Raw genomic sequence first — 17,687 nt, 5'->3', positions numbered from 1 at the left:
TTGTTATGAGCGTTGACGCTTTATTCCGGCCGTTTTCCCTGAAGGGTCTGGATCTGAAAAACCGGATCGTCATGGCGCCGATGACACGTGGAATGGCGACCGGCGGGGTTCCCGGTCCTGCCAACGCCGAATATTACCGCCGCCGCGCTGTGGGAGAGGTCGGGCTGATCCTGACCGAAGGAACCGTGATCGACCGCCCTGCATCGCGCAACCTGCCGGGTATTCCATTTTTCCACGGCCCGCAGGCCCTGGATGGCTGGGCCGACGTGGCCAAGGCCGTGCATGAGGCAGGTGGCCGCATCGGTCCGCAGATCTGGCACACAGGCTCCACCCGCAGTGGAGATTGGGAGCCGGATGCACCGGTCGAAAGCCCGTCCGGGCTGGTCGGCCCGGGGGATCCGCGCGGTGTGGCCATGACCGAGGAAAACATCGCTGATACCGTTGCCGCCTTTGCCCGCGCGGCGGCTGATGCCAAGAACCTCGGGTTCGATACTGTCGAAGTGCATGGCGCGCACGGCTATCTGATCGACCAGTTCTTCTGGTCGGCGACGAACCTGCGCGAAGATGCCTATGGGGGTGAGACAATCCGTGACCGCTCGCGCTTTGCCGCCGAAGTCATGCGCGAGATCCGCAAGGCCGTTGGTCCCGATTTCCCGTTGATCCTGCGTGTCAGCCAATGGAAGCAGCAGGATTACACATCACGCCTCGCCAATACACCGGACGAGATGACCGACTGGCTGTTGCCGCTGGTCGAGGCGGGTGCGGATGTTCTGCACTGTTCGCAACGCCGCTTCTGGGAAGCCGAATTCCCCGAGCTGGACGGGGCCGAGGGCCTGAACTTTGCCGGTTGGGCAAAGAAACTGACGGGGGCCACCACGATCAGTGTGGGCTCGGTCGGGCTAAGCTCCGATTTCATGGGGGCATTCGCGGGCGAAAGCTCCAAATCGACCCCGTTGGACAATCTGACGGGCCGGATGGAGCGGGACGAATTCGACCTGATCGCGGTTGGTCGTGCGATGATCTCCAACCCCGACTGGGTCCAGCGGGTCCATCAGGGCCAGATGGACAAGCTGGAAGATTTTTCGGCATCGGATCTGCAGGATCTGGTCTGAGAAACCTTGCGGGGTCGCCGGATTGGCGGCCCCGATCATTCTATTGCATATGTCTCTGCCAATTCCGCCATCACAAGCGTCCTGAGCCGTTGCGCAACCGCTGACAGCATGCGCCCCTGCGCCTCGATGATGTAATAATGCGGCAGGACGATAGCCCCCTCCACATTCAGGACCGTGTAGCGGCCATTATCCGTGGTGGTGTCGACTAAGGTTGCGACTTCTTCGGCCATAGGGGCAACGGCGGTGGAGCCGCCCAAAAGTGCCAGCATCAGGATGAGGGAGCTGGTGGTAACCACGCCCGGTGGACGCAAAGCCCCGATACGGGCCAACTCCTCCTCCACCGCCTGGCGGATGGGACTGCCCTGATCCTGAATGATCCACTCATAGCCGCCCAGCGCCGTCAGCGGTACTTTTTTTGCACCCGCGAGCGGGTGGTCACGATGGGCAAGGAATTTGACGACTTCCACCCCCGCTGCGTGCATCGCAAAATCCGCGCGGGACATGTCGGGGGGAAGGCGGCTGATGATGAAATCGAACTCGCCGCCCAGAAGCCCCTGAACCAGACGGGCCGAGGGAGCAACCTCTATTGCCACCTGCACATCCGGGGCGTTGGCCTTCAGCTTGCGCAGGGCGGGAACCAGACATCCCACGGCGGGCCCGGTCACAGAGCCGACACGCAGGCTGCCGCCGCGCCCGTGCCGCAGATCCTGCACCTCGCGCGTCAGATCCTGCATTCCCACCGTCATTGCCTGAGCACGATGGACCAGAATACGCCCCATTTCGGTCGGGACCATGCCGCGTGGATTGCGATCAAATAACGGCAGGCCGACAATCCGCTCTATTTCTCCCAGCATCCGGGAAGCAGCAGGCTGGGTGATTGCCAGCGTCGAGGCGGCAAGCTGTAACTGCCCATGTTCGGCCACCGCAGAAATCAGCCGGAAATGCGTCAATTTCAGGTTGAGCGTTGCATCGAACATTTGGGTTACCCGTTTTGGTATATGGATCACCATCAATGTAATTTGCAGCAGGCACAAGCTTTGGTGTTTCCTGCAACCGCCAGCCGGGGAGGGTTGGCGTGCTTCGGGAGGCCGACCCTGCGCCGTGATATGACGTTTCCGGTATGATCATGAGGTCATGCCCAAGGGACGTACGGGGTTTGGTGGCGACTTCCGGTAAAAAAGGGCGGGAGTTTCAAATGACGGGATTCGTTCCGAAGGAATGGCCACGTAAGCTGCGGTCGCAGGAATGGTTCGGCGGCACATCACGCGATCACATCTACCATCGCAGCTGGATGAAGAACCAAGGGTTCCCCGGGGATGTATTCGATGGGCGTCCGGTGATCGGTATCCTCAACACATGGTCGGAACTGACGCCGTGCAACGCCCATCTGCGTGATCTGGCCGAACGGGTGAAGCACGGTATCTACGAAGCCGGGGGCTTTCCGGTAGAGGTTCCGGTCTTTTCTGCTGCGGAATCCAGCTTTCGCCCCACGGCAATGATGTACCGCAATCTGGCGGCCATGGCGGTAGAGGAGGTGATCCGCGGGCAGCCGATGGATGGCTGCGTGCTGCTGGTCGGCTGTGACAAGACCACGCCCAGCCTGATGATGGGGGCCGCCAGTTGCGATATCCCTTCCATCGTCGTGACGGGCGGTCCGATGCTGAACGGCTATTTCCGCGGAGAGCGGGTCGGGTCCGGAACCCATTTGTGGAAGTTCTCCGAAGCGGTAAAGGCGGGTGAGATGACCCAGGCGGAATTTCTGGAGGCCGAAGCCTCGATGAGCCGCAGCCCCGGATCGTGCAATACGATGGGAACGGCCAGTACGATGGCCAGCATGGCCGAGGCGCTGGGCATGGCGCTGTCCGGCAATGCGGCAATTCCTGCCGTGGACAGCCGCCGCCGCGCCATGGCGCAGGTTTCGGGCCGGCGGATCGTGCAGATGGTCAAGGATGATCTGAAACCCTCGGACATCATGACCCGTCAGGCCTTTGAGAATGCCATCCGTACCAATGGCGCGATCGGGGGATCGACGAATGCCGTCATTCACCTGCTGGCCATCGCCGGTCGGGTGGGCATCGACATCACGCTGGATGATTGGGACAGGCTTGGCCGGGAGGTGCCGACGATTGTCAATCTCATGCCCTCGGGGAAATACCTGATGGAAGAATTCTTCTATGCCGGTGGCCTGCCCGTCGTGATCAGGCGGTTGGGAGAGGCGGGGTTGCTGCACAAGGATGCGCTGACGGTGTCGGGCCAGACCGCATGGGATCAGGTGAAGGATGTCCAGAACCACAATGAGGACGTTATCCGCCCGGTGGAACAGGCCTTGGCCTCGCATGGCGGGATTGCCGTTCTCAAGGGGAACCTTGCGCCGAAGGGGGCGGTGATCAAACCATCAGCCGCAAGCCCGCATCTTTTGCGGCACAGGGGGCGGGCCGTCGTGTTCGAGGATATTGACGACTACAAGGCACGGATCAATGACGAGGCGCTGGATATAGACGAAACCTGTGTCATGGTCCTGAAGAACTGTGGCCCCAAAGGCTATCCGGGCATGGCCGAGGTGGGGAACATGGGGCTGCCCCCCAAGGTGCTGCGCAAGGGAATTACCGACATGGTCCGCATTTCCGATGCCCGCATGTCGGGCACGGCCTATGGCACGGTCATCCTGCACACATCGCCCGAAGCTGCCGTCGGCGGACCGCTGGCCGTGGTGCGAAGCGGGGATATGATCGAGGTGGATGTCGAGGCCCGTCGCCTGCATCTGGATATCTCCGATACGGAGCTTGCGGAACGTCTGGCAGATTTCCGTTCCCGCGCACCTGTGCCGGAGGGGGGGTACGCCCATATCTTCCACGCGCATGTCGAAGGGGCGGATACCGGCGCGGACTTCGATTTCCTGCGTGGCTGCCGGGGATCGGCCGTGGGGCGGGACAGCCATTAAGGGCAGTCGTGGCCTGCCGCGGTCCGGGCAGTCACGCATGCGTCTTGTGGGGAGTATTCACAGGCCACGCGGCTTGACGGGGCTGGATGGCAGGCCTAAGCCAGCGCGCAGAACCCGAAAGGAACACCGATGTCCAAGGATTGGAAGCCCCGCACAAAGCTGGTTCACACCGGAAGCCGCCGTAGCCAGTATGGCGAAATGGCCGAAGCGATTTTCCTGACCCAAGGCTTTGTCTATGACACGGCCGAACAGGCCGAAAAGCGCTTTGTCGGCATCGAGGGTGACGAGTTCATCTATGCCCGCTACGGCAACCCGACGACCCGCATGTTCGAAGAGCGCATTGCCGCAATCGAAGGGACCGAAGACGCCTTTGCAACGGCCTCCGGAATGGCGGCAGTAAACGGCGCGCTGATGTCTGTCTGCAAGGCGGGGGACAGGATCGTTGCCGCCCGTGCGCTGTTCGGGTCCTGCCTGTATATCCTTGAAGGGATCCTTGGCCGCTTTGGCGTAGAGGTCGTGCTGGTTGACGGCACCGATATCGATGCATGGCGCGCGGCTGTGACGCCGGGCACCAAGGCCGTGTTCTTCGAGACCGTTTCCAACCCTACGCTGGAAGTGATCGACGTGAAGGCGGTGGCAGACATCGCCCATGCGGCAGGCGCGCTGGTCATGGTGGACAACGTCTTTGCCACACCGATGTTCTCGGATGTGGTCAGCCTCGGTGCGGATGTGGTGATCTATTCCACCACCAAGCATATCGATGGGCAGGGGCGTGCGCTGGGCGGTGTGGTGCTGGGCACCGAGGATTTCATCCGCGGAACGCTTGAGCCTTACATGAAGCACACCGGCGGCTCCATGAGCCCGTTCAACGCCTGGATCATGCTGAACGGCATGGCGACACTGGACCTGCGGTGTACCGCGATGGCAGCCAGTGCATGGAAGGTGGCGCAGGCCCTGAAAGATGATGCGCGGCTGGGCAAGGTTGTCCACCCCTTCATGGATGACCATCCGCAACAGGCCATTGCCAAGGCGCAGATGTCCGAAGGCGGCACGATGATCGCGTTCGAACTGGCCGCGGGCAAAGAGGCGGCTTTCCGCTTCCTGAACGGACTGAAAATAATTAAAATGTCGAATAATCTCGGGGATGCTAAATCTATCGCTACCCACCCTGCGACCACGACACACCAGCGTTTGCCCGATGAACAGAAGGCTATTCTGGGGATCAGCCCCGGTCTGATCCGCCTTTCGATAGGGCTTGAAGATGCCGATGATCTGATCGCAGATATCCGCAACGCGCTCGACGCAATCTGACTTGGGAATGATGCGCGGGCGGTTTATATATTGCCCGCGAACCACCCTGAAGGGGAACATCATGAACATTCGCCCGGATATGAAACCGACACGTCAGGAAGCTGAAGAGGCCATTGCCGTGCTGCGCCAGTTCACGGCCCAGGCCACCGAGGGCGACCTTGCGGCCCTGCAGCTTCCGGCCATCCTTCGGGCCTATCCGGAACTGAGCCGTGCCTATCCCGTAGGCTTCTCGGCAGATGCCGCCTATCGTGAAAGCCTGCCCGACCTGCAGAATGGCCCCTCCAGCCTGATCGTGGGGGCAAAGGCCATCATCCAGCATGTGGGCATTTCCAATTTCCGTTTGCCCATCCGTTACCGGCTGAAGACCGGGGGCGAGGTAGTGCTTGAAACCTCGGTCACGGGCACGGTCAGCCTTGAGGCGGAAAAGAAGGGCATCAACATGAGCCGCATCATGCGGTCATTCTATGTTCATGCCGAGCGTGATTTCTCGATCGAGGTGATCGAACATGCGCTGGATGATTACAAACGGGATCTGGACAGCTTTGACGCACGCATCCAGATGCGGTTCTCCTTTCCCGTGAAAATCAGATCGCTCCGTTCGGGGCTGGAAGGGTGGCAGTATTACGACGTGGCGCTGGAGCTGGTCGATGTTGCCGGAGAGCGGAAAAAGATGATCCACCTGGATTACGTCTATTCCTCCACTTGCCCGTGTTCGCTGGAACTGTCGGAACATGCCCGCCAGACACGGTCGCAACTGGCGACCCCGCATTCCCAACGATCGGTTGCACGGTTGTCGGTGCAGATGATGGGGCCGGACCGCCTGTGGTTCGAGGATCTGATCGAGATCGCGCGCAGCGCCGTCCCGACGGAAACGCAGGTGATGGTCAAGCGCGAGGATGAACAGGCCTTTGCCGAATTGAATGCCGCCAACCCGATTTTCGTGGAGGATGCCGCACGGTCCTTCTGCGCCGCCTTGCAGGATGATCCGCGGATCGGCGATTTCCGCGTGGTGGCCAGCCATCAGGAGTCGCTGCACTCGCATGATGCTGTTTCGGTGCTGACCGAGGGCAAGACCTTTGCGCAGGAAAGCCTTGATCCGAAACTGTTCGGCACCCTGTTCCACGTCGGTTGATCTTGACACTGCCAGCCTGCGCAGCCAACGCTCCTGCAAATGATTGACCTGCGCCCTGTTGGATATGTGATCGGCCTGCTTGTCACCTTTCTGGGGGTGACGATGCTGGTGCCTGCGTTGTTTGATGCGATGGAGGGGAACGGCCAGTGGCCGGTCTTTGTCCAGTCGTCGATGATCACATCGATCAGCGGGGCTATGGTGTCCCTTGCCTGTGCCAATGCCACGCGCAAGAACCTGACCCTGCAACAGGTGTTCCTGCTGACGGTGGGCGTCTGGGTGGCATTGCCGCTGTTCGGGGCGCTGCCGTTCATCATCGGCGCCACGAATGCCAATATGACCGATGCCATGTTCGAGGCGGTTTCCGGCATGACCACGACCGGCGCCACCATGTTCATCGGGCTGGACGATCTGCCCATCGGTATCAACCTCTGGCGTGTGATCCTGCACTGGCTGGGCGGTCTGGGGATCGTGATCGTGGCAATGTTGTTCCTGCCGGTCATGAAGGTCGGGGGGATGCAGTTCTTCAAATCCGAAGGGTTCGATACCCTTGGCAAGGTCATGCCGCGTGCCTTGGATATCTCCAAGGCGCTGATCCAGATTTATGTCGCGATGACGGTGGCTTGCGCGCTTGTGTTCAACGCGCTTGGCATGTCGGGAGAGGATGCGCTGATCCATGCGTTATCCACCGTATCAACGGGCGGGTTTTCATCGCATGACGCTTCTTTCGGGGCGTTTTCCGGCAATCTGGAATATGCGGCAACAGTGTTCATGCTGCTGGCCACGCTGCCGTTCATCCGCTACGTCCAGATCATGCACGGCCATTACCGGCCGATCTGGCGCGATCTGCAGGTGCGTGCCTATTTGCGCTGGAACCTGTATGCCATCATCGCCATCGTCATCTATGATGTCTGGGTAGAGGATGCGCCCGTAGCCGTTTCGATCCGCGAAACGGTTTTCAACGTGGCTTCGGCATTTTCGGGGACCGGATTCACCAGTGTGGATCTGTCCCAATGGGGCACCTTTCCCTTCCTGATCCTGATCATCGTCGGGTTCATCGGGGGCTGCACCTCCTCCACGGGGTGTTCGATCAAGGTATTCCGCTATCTGATCCTGATCGAGGCGATCAAGGTGCAGATGAAGCGTCTGCATTCCCCCAATGCCGTAATCTCGGTGCGCTATGACGGGCAGGTGGTGGGCCGTGACGTGATCGATTCGGTTATTCTGCTGTTCACGATGTTCCTGCTCAGCTTCGGGGTGCTTGTGGTTCTGCTGTCCCTGACGGGGCTTGACGTCCGCGCCTCTGTCACGGCCGCATGGACCTCGATTGCCAATGTCGGGCCGGTGTTCGGCGGCGGCGTCGCCTCGACCGGGGCCCTTACGGCCTTTCCGCTGGCTGCCAAATGGATCATGATTTTCGGCATGCTTCTGGGCCGGCTGGAACTGCTCAGCGTATTTGTCCTGTTCATGCCGCGGTTCTGGCGCGGGTAGGGCGATTGACCCCTGCGCGATGCGGGCCTATGGAGAGGCTGCTTTGGGAAAGGGCCGCCAATGACCGCAACCGCCGCACCGCGCAGCTTTCAGGAAATCATTCTGCGTCTGATGACCTATTGGGCCGGTAAAGGCTGCGCAGTCCTTCAACCTTATGACATGGAGGTGGGGGCCGGAACGTTCCACCCCGCCACGACGCTGCGCTCCTTGGGGTCGCGTCCTTGGGCTGCTGCCTACGTTCAGCCATCGCGCCGGCCAACCGACGGGCGGTATGGGGAAAACCCCAACCGCTTGCAGCATTATTACCAGTATCAGGTCATCCTGAAACCGTCGCCGCCCGATCTGCAATCCCTGTATCTGGGCTCGCTGCAGGCCATCGGTGTGGATATGGATCTGCATGACATCCGCTTTGTCGAGGATGACTGGGAAAGCCCGACTCTGGGCGCCTGGGGCCTTGGCTGGGAGGTGTGGTGCGACGGGATGGAAGTAAGCCAGTTCACCTATTTCCAGCAGGTCGGCGGACATGACTGCAAACCCGTATCGGGCGAGCTGACTTATGGCTTGGAGCGTCTGGCCATGTATGTGCTGGGCGTGGATCATGTGATGGACATGCCGTTCAACGATCCTGACAGCCCGATCCCGCTGACCTATGGTGATGTGTTCCTGCAGACGGAACGGGAATACAGCCGCTGGAATTTCGATCAGGCGGATACGGCAACGCTGCTGCAGCATTTCATGGATGCCGAGGCGGAGTGCAACCGCACACTGGATGCCCCTGAAACCGATGGCGCCGGGCGCCGTATCATCATGGCGCAGCCTGCCTACGATCAATGTATCAAGGCCAGCCATCTGTTCAATCTGATGGATGCGCGTGGCGTCATCTCGGTGACGGAACGGCAGGCCTACATCGGGCGGGTACGTGCGCTGGCCAAACGCTGTGCCGATGCCTTTGTCACCACCGACGCTGCGAACTGAGGGGGAAAAAGATATGCCCGATCTGTTGCTTGAACTTTTCTCCGAAGAAATTCCTGCCCGTATGCAGGCCCGCGCCCGTGAGGACCTGCGCAAGCTGGTCACGGATGGGCTGGTGGAGGCTGGATTGACCTATGCCTCGGCCGGGGCGTTTTCCACGCCGCGCCGGCTGGTGCTGGCGATCGAGGATCTGACCGCGGAATCGCCCACCACCCGTGAAGAGCGCAAGGGCCCCAAGGCCGATGCCCCCCAGCAGGCGCTGGCCGGCTTTCTGCGCGGTCTGGGGATCGAGGATGCGGCACCCGTTATGGCGCTGGCAGGACAGCCTTCGGGGGCGCATGTGCATCTAGGTGGTGTGACGATCACTGTCCGGGATGACAAGAAAGGGCAGTTGTTGTTCGCGACGCTGACCAAACCGGGCCGCCCCGCGCCGGAAATCATTGCCGAGGTCGTGGAGCGTGCAATCCGCACCTTCCCCTGGCCGAAATCCATGCGTTGGGGCACGGGGGCCCTGCGTTGGGTCCGCCCCCTTCATTCGATCCTGTGCCAGTTGACCACAGAGGCTGGATCGGAAGTGGTGCCGCTGGCCGTGGATCACCTGACGTCGGGCAATACCACCGAAGGGCACCGTTTCATGGCCCCCGGACGCTTTGCCGTGCACGGGTTCGACGATTACGCCGCCAAGCTGAAGCGGGCACATGTCGTGCTGGACGCGGCAGAACGCGAGGCGATCATCTGGCATGACGCCACCACCGCCGCCTTTGCCGTGGGGCTAGAGGTGGTGCCGGATGCCGCCTTGCTGACCGAGGTGGCCGGGCTGGTCGAATGGCCGGTGGTGCTGATGGGCGCGATCGAAGATACGTTTCTCGGCTTGCCGCCCGAGGTGCTGCAGACCTCCATGCGGGAACACCAGAAGTTCTTTTCGGTGAAGAATGCGGCGACCGGCCGGATCGAGCAATTCGTGACCGTGGCCAACCGCACGACCGCTGATGACGGGGCAACAATTCTGAAGGGCAACCTGAAGGTGCTGTCGGCGCGCCTGTCGGATGCAAAGTTCTTCTGGGACAACGATCTGCGGGCGGTTGCCGATAAGGGGCTGGAAGGGATGGCCGAAGGGCTGTCGCAGGTGACCTTCCATAACAAGTTGGGCAGCCAGGCCGACCGTGTTGCCCGCATTGCGGCTCTGGCCCGTGATCTGGCGCCCGCCCTTGGGGCCGATCCTGATCAGGCGGCGCAAGCGGCCCGGATTGCCAAGGCGGATCTGCAATCGGCCATGGTCGGCGAATTTCCCGAACTTCAGGGGCTGATGGGCCGTTATTATGCAACGGCTGCCGGCTTGCCCGAGGCGGTGGCGGCCGCGTCGCAGGAACATTACTCGCCGCTTGGCCCGTCCGATGATGTGCCCTCGGCTCCGGTTTCGGTGGCCGTGGCGCTGGCGGACAAGCTGGATACGCTGGCAGGGTTCTGGTCGATTGACGAGAAGCCGACCGGCTCGAAGGATCCCTTTGCCCTGCGCCGGGCCGCATTGGGCGTGACACGCCTGATGCTGGCCAATGATGCGCGCCTGCCGTTGCGGACCGCTTTGCCCGCCGGTTTGACAGAAGAGGTTTCCGACAACCTCGTGTCGTTCTTCCATGACCGGCTGAAGGTATACCTGCGCGATCAGGGGGTCCGCCACGATGTGATCGATGCCTGTCTGGCAATGCCCGGCAATGACGATCTGGTGCTGCTGGTCAAACGCGCTTCTGCATTGCAGGCATTCCTGACGACCGAGGATGGAACGAACCTGCTGCAGGGCTTCCGTCGCGCGAACAATATCGTGGGGCAGGCCGAAGCAAAGGATGGCGTCGAATATTCCTTTGGCGCAGATGCCAAATTCGCCGAGGATGACACGGAACGTGCCCTGTTCGCGGCACTGGACGATGCCGAGGCCCGTATTGATCCCGCGTTGCAGGCCGAGGATTTCGGGGCGGCAATGGCGGCTCTGGCCGATCTTCGCGCCCCGACGGATGCGTTCTTTACCGCCGTTCAGGTCAACGTGGACAATCAGGTGTTGCGCCGGAACCGTCTGAACCTGCTGCACCGGATCCGTGCAGCCTGCATGCGGGTGGCCGATCTGTCGCGTATCGCCGAATGATCCGTGCCCGTCGCCCATTGCGCGGGCGGCGGGCATGGTTATCCTGCGTGTCATGACCGTATCAAGCATCGCGCAGATCACCCCGACCGAAACCATTTCTGCCAGCACCCACGGCTGGCGGGCAAAATGCCTGCAGCGCTTGATCCGGCTGGATATTCCGGTTCCCCTGACGGTGGCGCTGCCCATCACCACCGTCAGGCAGATTGCGCAGGGGCAGCCCTTCGACAGCAGCATCGTTCTGGCACAATTCGGGGATGCCCCGTTGGTGTCTGTTCGGCCCAGTGCCGAAAACCCGGAATGGGGCGGGCCGGCCACGGTGCTGAATGTCGGGATCAACAGCCGCAGACATGCCGAACTGGTCCAGAGCCACGGGGCCGAGGCTGCGGACCGTCTGTATCTGCGGTTCGTTCAATCCTACGCCATCCATGTGGCCCGTCTTGATCCCGACATGTTTGACGGTACGGATCTGGGCGAAGCGCTGCGTGCCTATCGTGAAGAGACGGACGAACCGTTTCCCGAAGACCCCGCCCGTCAGTTGACCGATGTGCTGCGCTCCATGGCGCGGGCATGGGAGGGAACCACGGCCCGGCTGCTGCGTCAGGCAAAGGGGGCGCCCGAGGGGGCGGGCCTGGGCCTTCTGGTGCAAAAAATGGCGCAGGGCATCGGACAGGGCCTGTCGGGCACCGGCGCGATCCAGTTTGTCAGTGGCACCACCGGAGAGCCGCGTATTACCGGCCGCTACCGGAATCAGGCGCAGGGACGAACGGCGCTGCGCGAGGAAAAGGCGTTGTTCCTGACCCGCGATCCGCGAGGTCCTGCGCTGGAGGATGCCAATCCGCAGGTGTTCGCCGACCTGTTGCGGCATGGTGCGCGCTGTCGCAGCCACCTGCGAGAGGAGATGCAGATCGAATTTACCGTCGAGAACGGCGCGCTTTCGGTGCTGGATGCCGTCAAGGTGCAGCGTACGGCGCGGGCTGCCGTACGGATTGCCGTGGCCTTGGTCGAGGATGGCATCATCCCGCGTCAGGAGGCGCTGCTGCGGATCGAACCACGTGCCCTGTCGGAGGTACTGCACCCGCAGGTCGATCCAAATGCAGTGCGCGATCCCATTCTGCGCGGCATTCCGGCATCCCCGGGGGCCGCGGCGGGTCGTGTTGCGCTAAGCTCTCTTGCCGCGCAGACCTTCGTGGCGCGCGGAGAGCCGTCTATTCTGGTGCGGCGCGAAACCTCGCCCGAGGACGTGCGTGGCATGCATTCCGCGGCTGGCGTGCTGACCGAGCGGGGCGGCGTTACCAGCCATGCGGCCGTAATTGCCCGCGGATTGGGGGTACCCTGCGTGGTCGGAGCCGGAGATATGCGGATCGACGTGCGTGAGGGAACCCTGACGCTTCCCTCGGGGCGGGTGCTGCGCGAAGGGGATCTGATCACACTGGATGGTTCGTCGGGGGAGGCGCTGGTTGGCGCCCTGCCGATGCAGGCCCCCTCGCTGGATGGTGAGTTCCGGACGCTGCTGGATTGGGCCGATGCCGCGCGGGATATCGGTGTGCGGGCCAATGCCGATACACCGTCGGATGCCGAGATCGCGCATAAGTTCGATGCCGAAGGCATCGGCCTATGCCGGACCGAACATATGTTCTTTGACGAAGGCCGCCTGACCGTGATGCGGGAGATGATCTTTGCCGATACCCCCCCCGACCGGGCGGCGGTACTGGCACGGCTGTTGCCCATGCAGCGGGCCGATTTCGTGCGTCTTTTCCAGATCATGGCGGGGCGGCCCGTCTGTATCCGGCTGCTTGATCCGCCTCTTCACGAATTTTTGCCCCAGACCCGTGAAGGATTGCGCGAGCTGGCCGAAGCATTGGATCGCCCGCTGTCCGATATCATCCGCCGGGCCGAGGCGCTGTCGGAGTTCAACCCGATGCTGGGGATGCGTGGCGTGCGCCTGGGGATCGCCTGGCCCGAAATCTATGAAATGCAGGCCCGCGCAATTTTCGAGGCAACATTGGACTGCGCCGCCTTGGGCATAGAGATCGTGCCCGAAATCATGATCCCGCTGGTTTCTGCACGGCGGGAGGTGGAACTGGTCCGGACGCGTCTGGACGCGATCGCTTCGGCGGTGCGGACGCATCGGGGCGGGGCCTTCGATTATCGCTTGGGCGTGATGGTCGAAACCCCGCGCGCGGCGCTGCGCGCGGCCGAACTGACGGCGAATGCGGCATTTTTATCGTTCGGAACCAATGATCTGACACAAATGACCTATGGTTTGTCCCGCGACGATTCCGGGCGTTTCATGGGGGCGTATATCCAAAGCCAGGTTTTCCCCGAGGACCCCTTTCACGTGCTGGATACCGAGGGCGTGGGAGAGCTGTTGCTGATCGGGGCGGAACGGGGCAGATCCACACGCCCGGATCTGACGCTGGCGCTTTGCGGCGAGCATGGGGGGGATCCCGAATCCATCGCATTCTGCCGCAAGGCGGGGTTCAACTACATTTCCTGTTCGCCATTCCGCGTGCCGATGGCACGTTTGGCTGCGGCCCATCTTGCCCTGCGCGAAAGGCAGACGCCGGTGGGTGAACGTGACTGGCGAACAGGCGAATTGCGGCGCTGCAGGCCGGACCCTGCCGTGGGTCAGGAGCCTGTGCTGGACTCCGCCATATAAATCCGTTAGATACGCCGGCTTTCGTGTGGATCAGGGCTGAAAAGGGTGTCCCGACCGCACGACGTTGGAAAAAGCGGAACGGATGTCATGCTGAAAATTGGTTTGGGACTGGGGTGTCTCGCAGGGTATTTCGCAATGTCGGGAATGTCTTGGGCTGATCCCGGTATGCGGATCTTTCCTACGGCACCACAGGCGGGTTTGTACCTTGCATCCTATACTGCACCCCCCGCCAGCCATGCGCCAAAGGCACCGACCCTGCGCGATGCGTTGCCCCTGATCCGTTACGAGGCAAGCTGGATCGACGCGCAAAAACCGGCGCCGGTGGATAACGAGCAGGCGGCCTGCCTGGCAGAAGCGCTTTATTTTGAGGCGCGGGGCGAATCCATCAAGGGGCAGTTTGCCGTGGCCGAGGTGATCCTGAACCGGGTTGATGCCACCAGCTACCCTGATTCAGTCTGTGATGTGGTGATGCAGGGCGCAAGCAGCTCCGGTTGCCAGTTTTCCTTTGCCTGCGACGGGAAACCTGAAACAATCAACAACACACGCGTCTATGATGAGCTGGAGAAGATTGCGGAAATCATGCTGGATGACGGTCCCCGCACGCTGACATTGGGTGCAACGCACTTCCATACCTCGGCTGTGAACCCGAATTGGGCCAGCAAACTGCCGCATACGGTTACAATTGGTGAACATCTGTTCTACCGCGAGTAAATGTTGCGCGGCGTGCCGTTCCGCGCAATTCCACCAAGCCGCGGATAAGGGTCGTGCCATGATTGCCAGTGATATCATCTTCCTTCGGGATCACGTGGTCGATGTAGAGATCGGCGCGTTTGAAATAGAACGTCATCTGTCGCAACGTCTGCGTTTTGCCGTTGAGGTGGAGGTTCTGGCCGTGGCGGCGGGCGATAATGTGGACAGGATCCTGTCGTACGACCGGATTGTGGAGGCGATCACCGACGAGCTGGCTTCGGCCCGTGTCAACCTGCTGGAAACATTGGCCGAAGGCGTGGCTGCGCGCATTCTGGCGCATAGGCAGGCCCATCGGGTCCAGATAGAGATCGAGAAGCTGGATCGCGGACCTTTCGTTCTGGGGGTTCGGATCGTCCGGCAGGCCGGCAGTAATGCGATTTCCCCACAGCAGATGCAGACAGCTGCCACGCCGCACCTTGTCTGGTTGGGCGCGTCGGGCAAGTCGCCGGTCCGCGGCGCGTTGAATGTGATTGCAGCCTCCGCCCCCTCGGCACAGCGTGTTCAGGACCGGCTTGATCTGCTGGCCATGGACATGGCGGCCTGGAAACTGGCTGATACGCACGAAGATGTGGCGGTCGGGGCATCACGGACCGAAATAGATTGGGCCGTGCGTCAGGGGCAGGCCGTTGTCTGGGCGCCGTCACGCATGGTGCTGGATGCGGCCCAACCGCCTGCCAGCATGAAGCCCGAGGCTCTTTTATTGTGGCTGGCCGGGCAATTCGGCGTCGGGACGATCACGGCATTCGACACATTGTCGGCGGAAAGCCGCATTGCGGTGCGTCAGGGCTGACTTGTCACGCCGCACTGCATCTGTAGAACACCGTAATGGAATATTACCGCCCTATTGCGATGACGGATGCTGCCCGCCCGATGAACGCCTTGCCGCTGGCAGGTGGCTGGTGCTGGTTTGACCGTGTGGAAGTATTGTCGCGGACTGCCGCGCCTGTTGTCGTTGCGGCCTCTGACCTGCCTGATGATATGCGCAAGCGGCTGACAGCACCCCGCCCGGATATTTGCGGGCTGGATTGGTCGGCCCCGCGGATCATGGGGATCGTCAATGCCACACCCGACAGTTTTTCCGATGGCGGTGCGCATGATCCGTTGCAGCATGCGCGCGCCATCGCACCGTTTTCCGACATTCTGGATATCGGCGGCGAAAGCACGCGGCCCGGGGCTGTCGATGTGGCCGCCGCGGAAGAGATCGACAGGACTGCACCGCTGATCGCGGCCCTGCGGGACGAAGGTATTGGCCCCCTCTCGCTGGATACACGCAAGGCAGTGGTGGCGCGGGCGGGGCGGGCCGATCTGGTGAATGATGTTTCTGCCATGACCTATGATACCGGTATGGCGGCGGCAGTTGCCGATACGGGGGCTGCCGTCTGTCTGATGCATGCGCAGGGTGTGCCCGAAACGATGCAGCGGGATCCGCGCTATGGCGACGTACTGCTTGATGTGTATGACCATCTGGCCGCACGTATTGCCGTTGCCGAAGCTGCGGGCATTTCGCGGGGGCGGATCATTGTTGATCCGGGCATCGGTTTCGGCAAGACGCAGGATCATAATCTGGCCCTGATCCGGGGGCTGGCGCTGTTTCACGGCTTAGGGTGCCCGATATTGCTGGGCGTTTCGAGAAAGCGGTTCATCGGCACGATCGGCGGGGCAGATGTGCCTGCCGCACGGATGCCGGGGTCGGTTGCGCTGGCCCTGGCCGGCGTTGCGCAGGGCGTTCAGGTGCTGCGCGTGCATGATGTGGCCGAAACGCGGCAGGCGCTGCGGCTTTGGCAAGTAGCTACGATCGGGGGGATGCAATGACACGCAAGCTTTTTGGCACCGACGGGGTGCGCGGCACCGCCAATACGGCACCGATGACGGCCGAAATCGCGCTGCGCCTCGGGTTGGCGGCAGGCAAGTATTTCCAGCGTAAATCCGTTCTGCCGCGTGTGGTGATTGGCAAGGATACGCGGCTTTCTGGTTATATGCTGGAAAACGCGCTAACGGCGGGCCTGACTTCCATGGGGATGAATGTGCTGCTTCTGGGGCCTGTTCCCACACCGGCGGTCGGATATCTGACGCGCTCGATGCGGGCCGATCTGGGGGTGATGATCTCTGCCAGCCATAACCCGCATCAGGACAATGGCATAAAGTTCTTTGGCCCCGACGGTTTCAAACTGTCGGATGCGGCCGAGGCGGAGATAGAAGAGTTGCTGGGGGCCGATATTCCACTGGCGGATGCGGCCGATATCGGCCGTGCCCGGCGGATCGAGGACGGGCGCGGGCGCTATCAGGAATATGCCAAGACGACCTTCCCGCAGGGTTTGCGGCTGGACGGCCTGAAGGTGGTCATCGACTGTGCAAACGGTGCGGCCTATCGTGCTGCCCCCGAGGTGCTGTGGGAGTTGGGGGCCGATGTCATTCCCGTCGGCACCTCGCCAAACGGCAAGAACATCAATCTGCGCTGCGGCTCGACCAATCCTGATGCTGCGGCCGAGGCCGTGGTGGCGCATGGTGCAGATGTCGGCATTTCTCTGGACGGGGATGCGGACCGGATGATGATTCTGGATCAGAACGGGCGTGTTGCCGACGGTGATCAGATCATGGCGCTGTTGGCGGCCCGTTGGGCCGACGAAGGGCGGTTGGCCGGAGGTGCCTTGGTGGCCACGGTCATGTCGAACCTCGGGCTGGAGCGGTTTCTGGAAGGCCGGGGCCTGCGGCTGGAACGGACGCCCGTAGGCGATCGATATGTCGTGGAGCGGATGCGCGCGGGCGGATTCAATCTTGGCGGCGAACAGTCAGGCCATATCGTGATGACCGATTATACCACCACGGGCGATGGACTGGTGGCGGGTCTGCAGTTTCTGGCAGAAATGGCGCGGTCGGGCCGGGCGGCGTCCGATCTGACGCAAAGCTTTGAAACCGTACCGCAGATGCTGAAGAATGTCCGCTATCGGGCCGGGCAGGAACCGTTGTCGGACACGCGGGTCCAAGCGGCAATTGCGGGGGCCGAGGCAAAGCTGGTTGGGTCTGGCCGTTTGTTGATCCGCAAATCGGGCACCGAACCCCTGATCCGTGTAATGGCTGAATCCGAGGATCCGGCCCTGCTGGCGCAGGTGGTGGATGATGTCGTCGCCGCAGTGGAGGCGGCCGGGTAGGGGAACCAACGTCTGCCGGGGGCGGTTGAGGACAGG

The 17,687-nt window shown here is 61.9% G+C and carries 13 protein-coding genes; 12 read left to right on the top strand and 1 reads right to left on the bottom strand.

The window, feature by feature from the left end:
* Positions 1-5 precede the first annotated feature (5 nt).
* Positions 6-1,112, top strand: coding sequence for an NADH:flavin oxidoreductase (locus tag TR36_RS05830; protein ID WP_062762648.1), 1,107 nt, complete (start codon positions 6-8; stop codon positions 1,110-1,112).
* Between the two features lie 35 nt (positions 1,113-1,147).
* On the opposite strand, the gene TR36_RS05825 is transcribed toward TR36_RS05830, so the two are convergent.
* The gene (locus tag TR36_RS05825; RefSeq protein WP_045389262.1) at positions 1,148-2,089 is read right to left on the bottom strand and encodes a LysR family transcriptional regulator; all 942 of its coding nucleotides are present in this window, start codon (positions 2,087-2,089) and stop codon (positions 1,148-1,150) included.
* A 218-nt stretch (positions 2,090-2,307) separates the two neighbouring features.
* On the opposite strand from TR36_RS05825, the gene araD reads away from it, so the two are divergent.
* From araD to glmM, 11 genes are all read left to right on the top strand, one after another.
* Complete coding sequence (gene araD, locus TR36_RS05820) at positions 2,308-4,053, top strand: L-arabinonate dehydratase (protein ID WP_062762644.1); 1,746 nt, start codon at positions 2,308-2,310, stop codon at positions 4,051-4,053.
* A gap of 129 nt (positions 4,054-4,182) precedes the next feature.
* Positions 4,183-5,364: an O-succinylhomoserine sulfhydrylase gene (gene metZ / locus TR36_RS05815; RefSeq protein ID WP_045389265.1), complete on the top strand. Its 1,182-nt coding sequence runs from the start codon at positions 4,183-4,185 to the stop codon at positions 5,362-5,364.
* 61 nt (positions 5,365-5,425) lie between these two features.
* Positions 5,426-6,496: a GTP cyclohydrolase FolE2 gene (gene folE2, locus TR36_RS05810; RefSeq protein ID WP_045389970.1), complete on the top strand. Its 1,071-nt coding sequence runs from the start codon at positions 5,426-5,428 to the stop codon at positions 6,494-6,496.
* A gap of 39 nt (positions 6,497-6,535) precedes the next feature.
* Positions 6,536-7,984, top strand: a complete 1,449-nt coding sequence (locus tag TR36_RS05805; RefSeq protein WP_062762640.1) for a TrkH family potassium uptake protein — start codon at positions 6,536-6,538, stop codon at positions 7,982-7,984.
* Between the two features lie 60 nt (positions 7,985-8,044).
* Positions 8,045-8,959: a glycine--tRNA ligase subunit alpha gene (locus TR36_RS05800; RefSeq protein WP_062762638.1), complete on the top strand. Its 915-nt coding sequence runs from the start codon at positions 8,045-8,047 to the stop codon at positions 8,957-8,959.
* 13 nt (positions 8,960-8,972) lie between these two features.
* Positions 8,973-11,093 (top strand): glycine--tRNA ligase subunit beta, encoded by a 2,121-nt coding sequence (gene glyS / locus TR36_RS05795; protein WP_045389272.1) that lies wholly within the window; start codon positions 8,973-8,975, stop codon positions 11,091-11,093.
* 34 nt (positions 11,094-11,127) lie between these two features.
* Positions 11,128-13,752: a putative PEP-binding protein gene (locus TR36_RS05790; RefSeq protein ID WP_237763522.1), complete on the top strand. Its 2,625-nt coding sequence runs from the start codon at positions 11,128-11,130 to the stop codon at positions 13,750-13,752.
* A 165-nt stretch (positions 13,753-13,917) separates the two neighbouring features.
* Positions 13,918-14,463 (top strand): cell wall hydrolase, encoded by a 546-nt coding sequence (locus tag TR36_RS05785; protein ID WP_237763521.1) that lies wholly within the window; start codon positions 13,918-13,920, stop codon positions 14,461-14,463.
* A gap of 58 nt (positions 14,464-14,521) precedes the next feature.
* On the top strand, positions 14,522-15,292 hold the full coding sequence (locus TR36_RS05780) for a dihydroneopterin aldolase (protein WP_045389275.1): 771 nt from the start codon (positions 14,522-14,524) through the stop codon (positions 15,290-15,292).
* A 35-nt stretch (positions 15,293-15,327) separates the two neighbouring features.
* Complete coding sequence (gene folP, locus TR36_RS05775; RefSeq protein ID WP_045389278.1) at positions 15,328-16,314, top strand: dihydropteroate synthase; 987 nt, start codon at positions 15,328-15,330, stop codon at positions 16,312-16,314.
* On the top strand, positions 16,311-17,651 hold the full coding sequence (gene glmM, locus TR36_RS05770) for a phosphoglucosamine mutase (RefSeq protein ID WP_045389281.1): 1,341 nt from the start codon (positions 16,311-16,313) through the stop codon (positions 17,649-17,651). The genes folP and glmM overlap by 4 nt, the downstream gene beginning before the upstream one ends.
* Positions 17,652-17,687: the final 36 nt, after the last annotated feature.

It is taken from the genome of Falsirhodobacter sp. alg1, assembly GCF_000739715.2.
Taxonomy (GTDB): Bacteria; Pseudomonadota; Alphaproteobacteria; order Rhodobacterales; family Rhodobacteraceae; genus Falsirhodobacter.
The sequence above is the reverse complement of the archived record's forward strand: the minus strand, read 5'-3'. Positions and strand labels throughout refer to the sequence as shown.

What these genes read in the sequence shown, in the direction of transcription:
- TR36_RS05830 (WP_062762648.1), top strand. Translation starts at nt 6, where the DNA reads ATGAGCGTTGACGCTTTATTCCGGCCGTTTTCCCTGAAGGGTCTGGAT.
- TR36_RS05825 (WP_045389262.1), bottom strand. Translation starts at nt 2,089, where the DNA reads ATGTTCGATGCAACGCTCAACCTGAAATTGACGCATTTCCGGCTGATT.
- araD (WP_062762644.1), top strand. Translation starts at nt 2,308, where the DNA reads ATGACGGGATTCGTTCCGAAGGAATGGCCACGTAAGCTGCGGTCGCAG.
- metZ (WP_045389265.1), top strand. Translation starts at nt 4,183, where the DNA reads ATGTCCAAGGATTGGAAGCCCCGCACAAAGCTGGTTCACACCGGAAGC.
- folE2 (WP_045389970.1), top strand. Translation starts at nt 5,426, where the DNA reads ATGAACATTCGCCCGGATATGAAACCGACACGTCAGGAAGCTGAAGAG.
- TR36_RS05805 (WP_062762640.1), top strand. Translation starts at nt 6,536, where the DNA reads ATGATTGACCTGCGCCCTGTTGGATATGTGATCGGCCTGCTTGTCACC.
- TR36_RS05800 (WP_062762638.1), top strand. Translation starts at nt 8,045, where the DNA reads ATGACCGCAACCGCCGCACCGCGCAGCTTTCAGGAAATCATTCTGCGT.
- glyS (WP_045389272.1), top strand. Translation starts at nt 8,973, where the DNA reads ATGCCCGATCTGTTGCTTGAACTTTTCTCCGAAGAAATTCCTGCCCGT.
- TR36_RS05790 (WP_237763522.1), top strand. Translation starts at nt 11,128, where the DNA reads ATGGTTATCCTGCGTGTCATGACCGTATCAAGCATCGCGCAGATCACC.
- TR36_RS05785 (WP_237763521.1), top strand. Translation starts at nt 13,918, where the DNA reads ATGCGGATCTTTCCTACGGCACCACAGGCGGGTTTGTACCTTGCATCC.
- TR36_RS05780 (WP_045389275.1), top strand. Translation starts at nt 14,522, where the DNA reads ATGATTGCCAGTGATATCATCTTCCTTCGGGATCACGTGGTCGATGTA.
- folP (WP_045389278.1), top strand. Translation starts at nt 15,328, where the DNA reads ATGGAATATTACCGCCCTATTGCGATGACGGATGCTGCCCGCCCGATG.
- glmM (WP_045389281.1), top strand. Translation starts at nt 16,311, where the DNA reads ATGACACGCAAGCTTTTTGGCACCGACGGGGTGCGCGGCACCGCCAAT.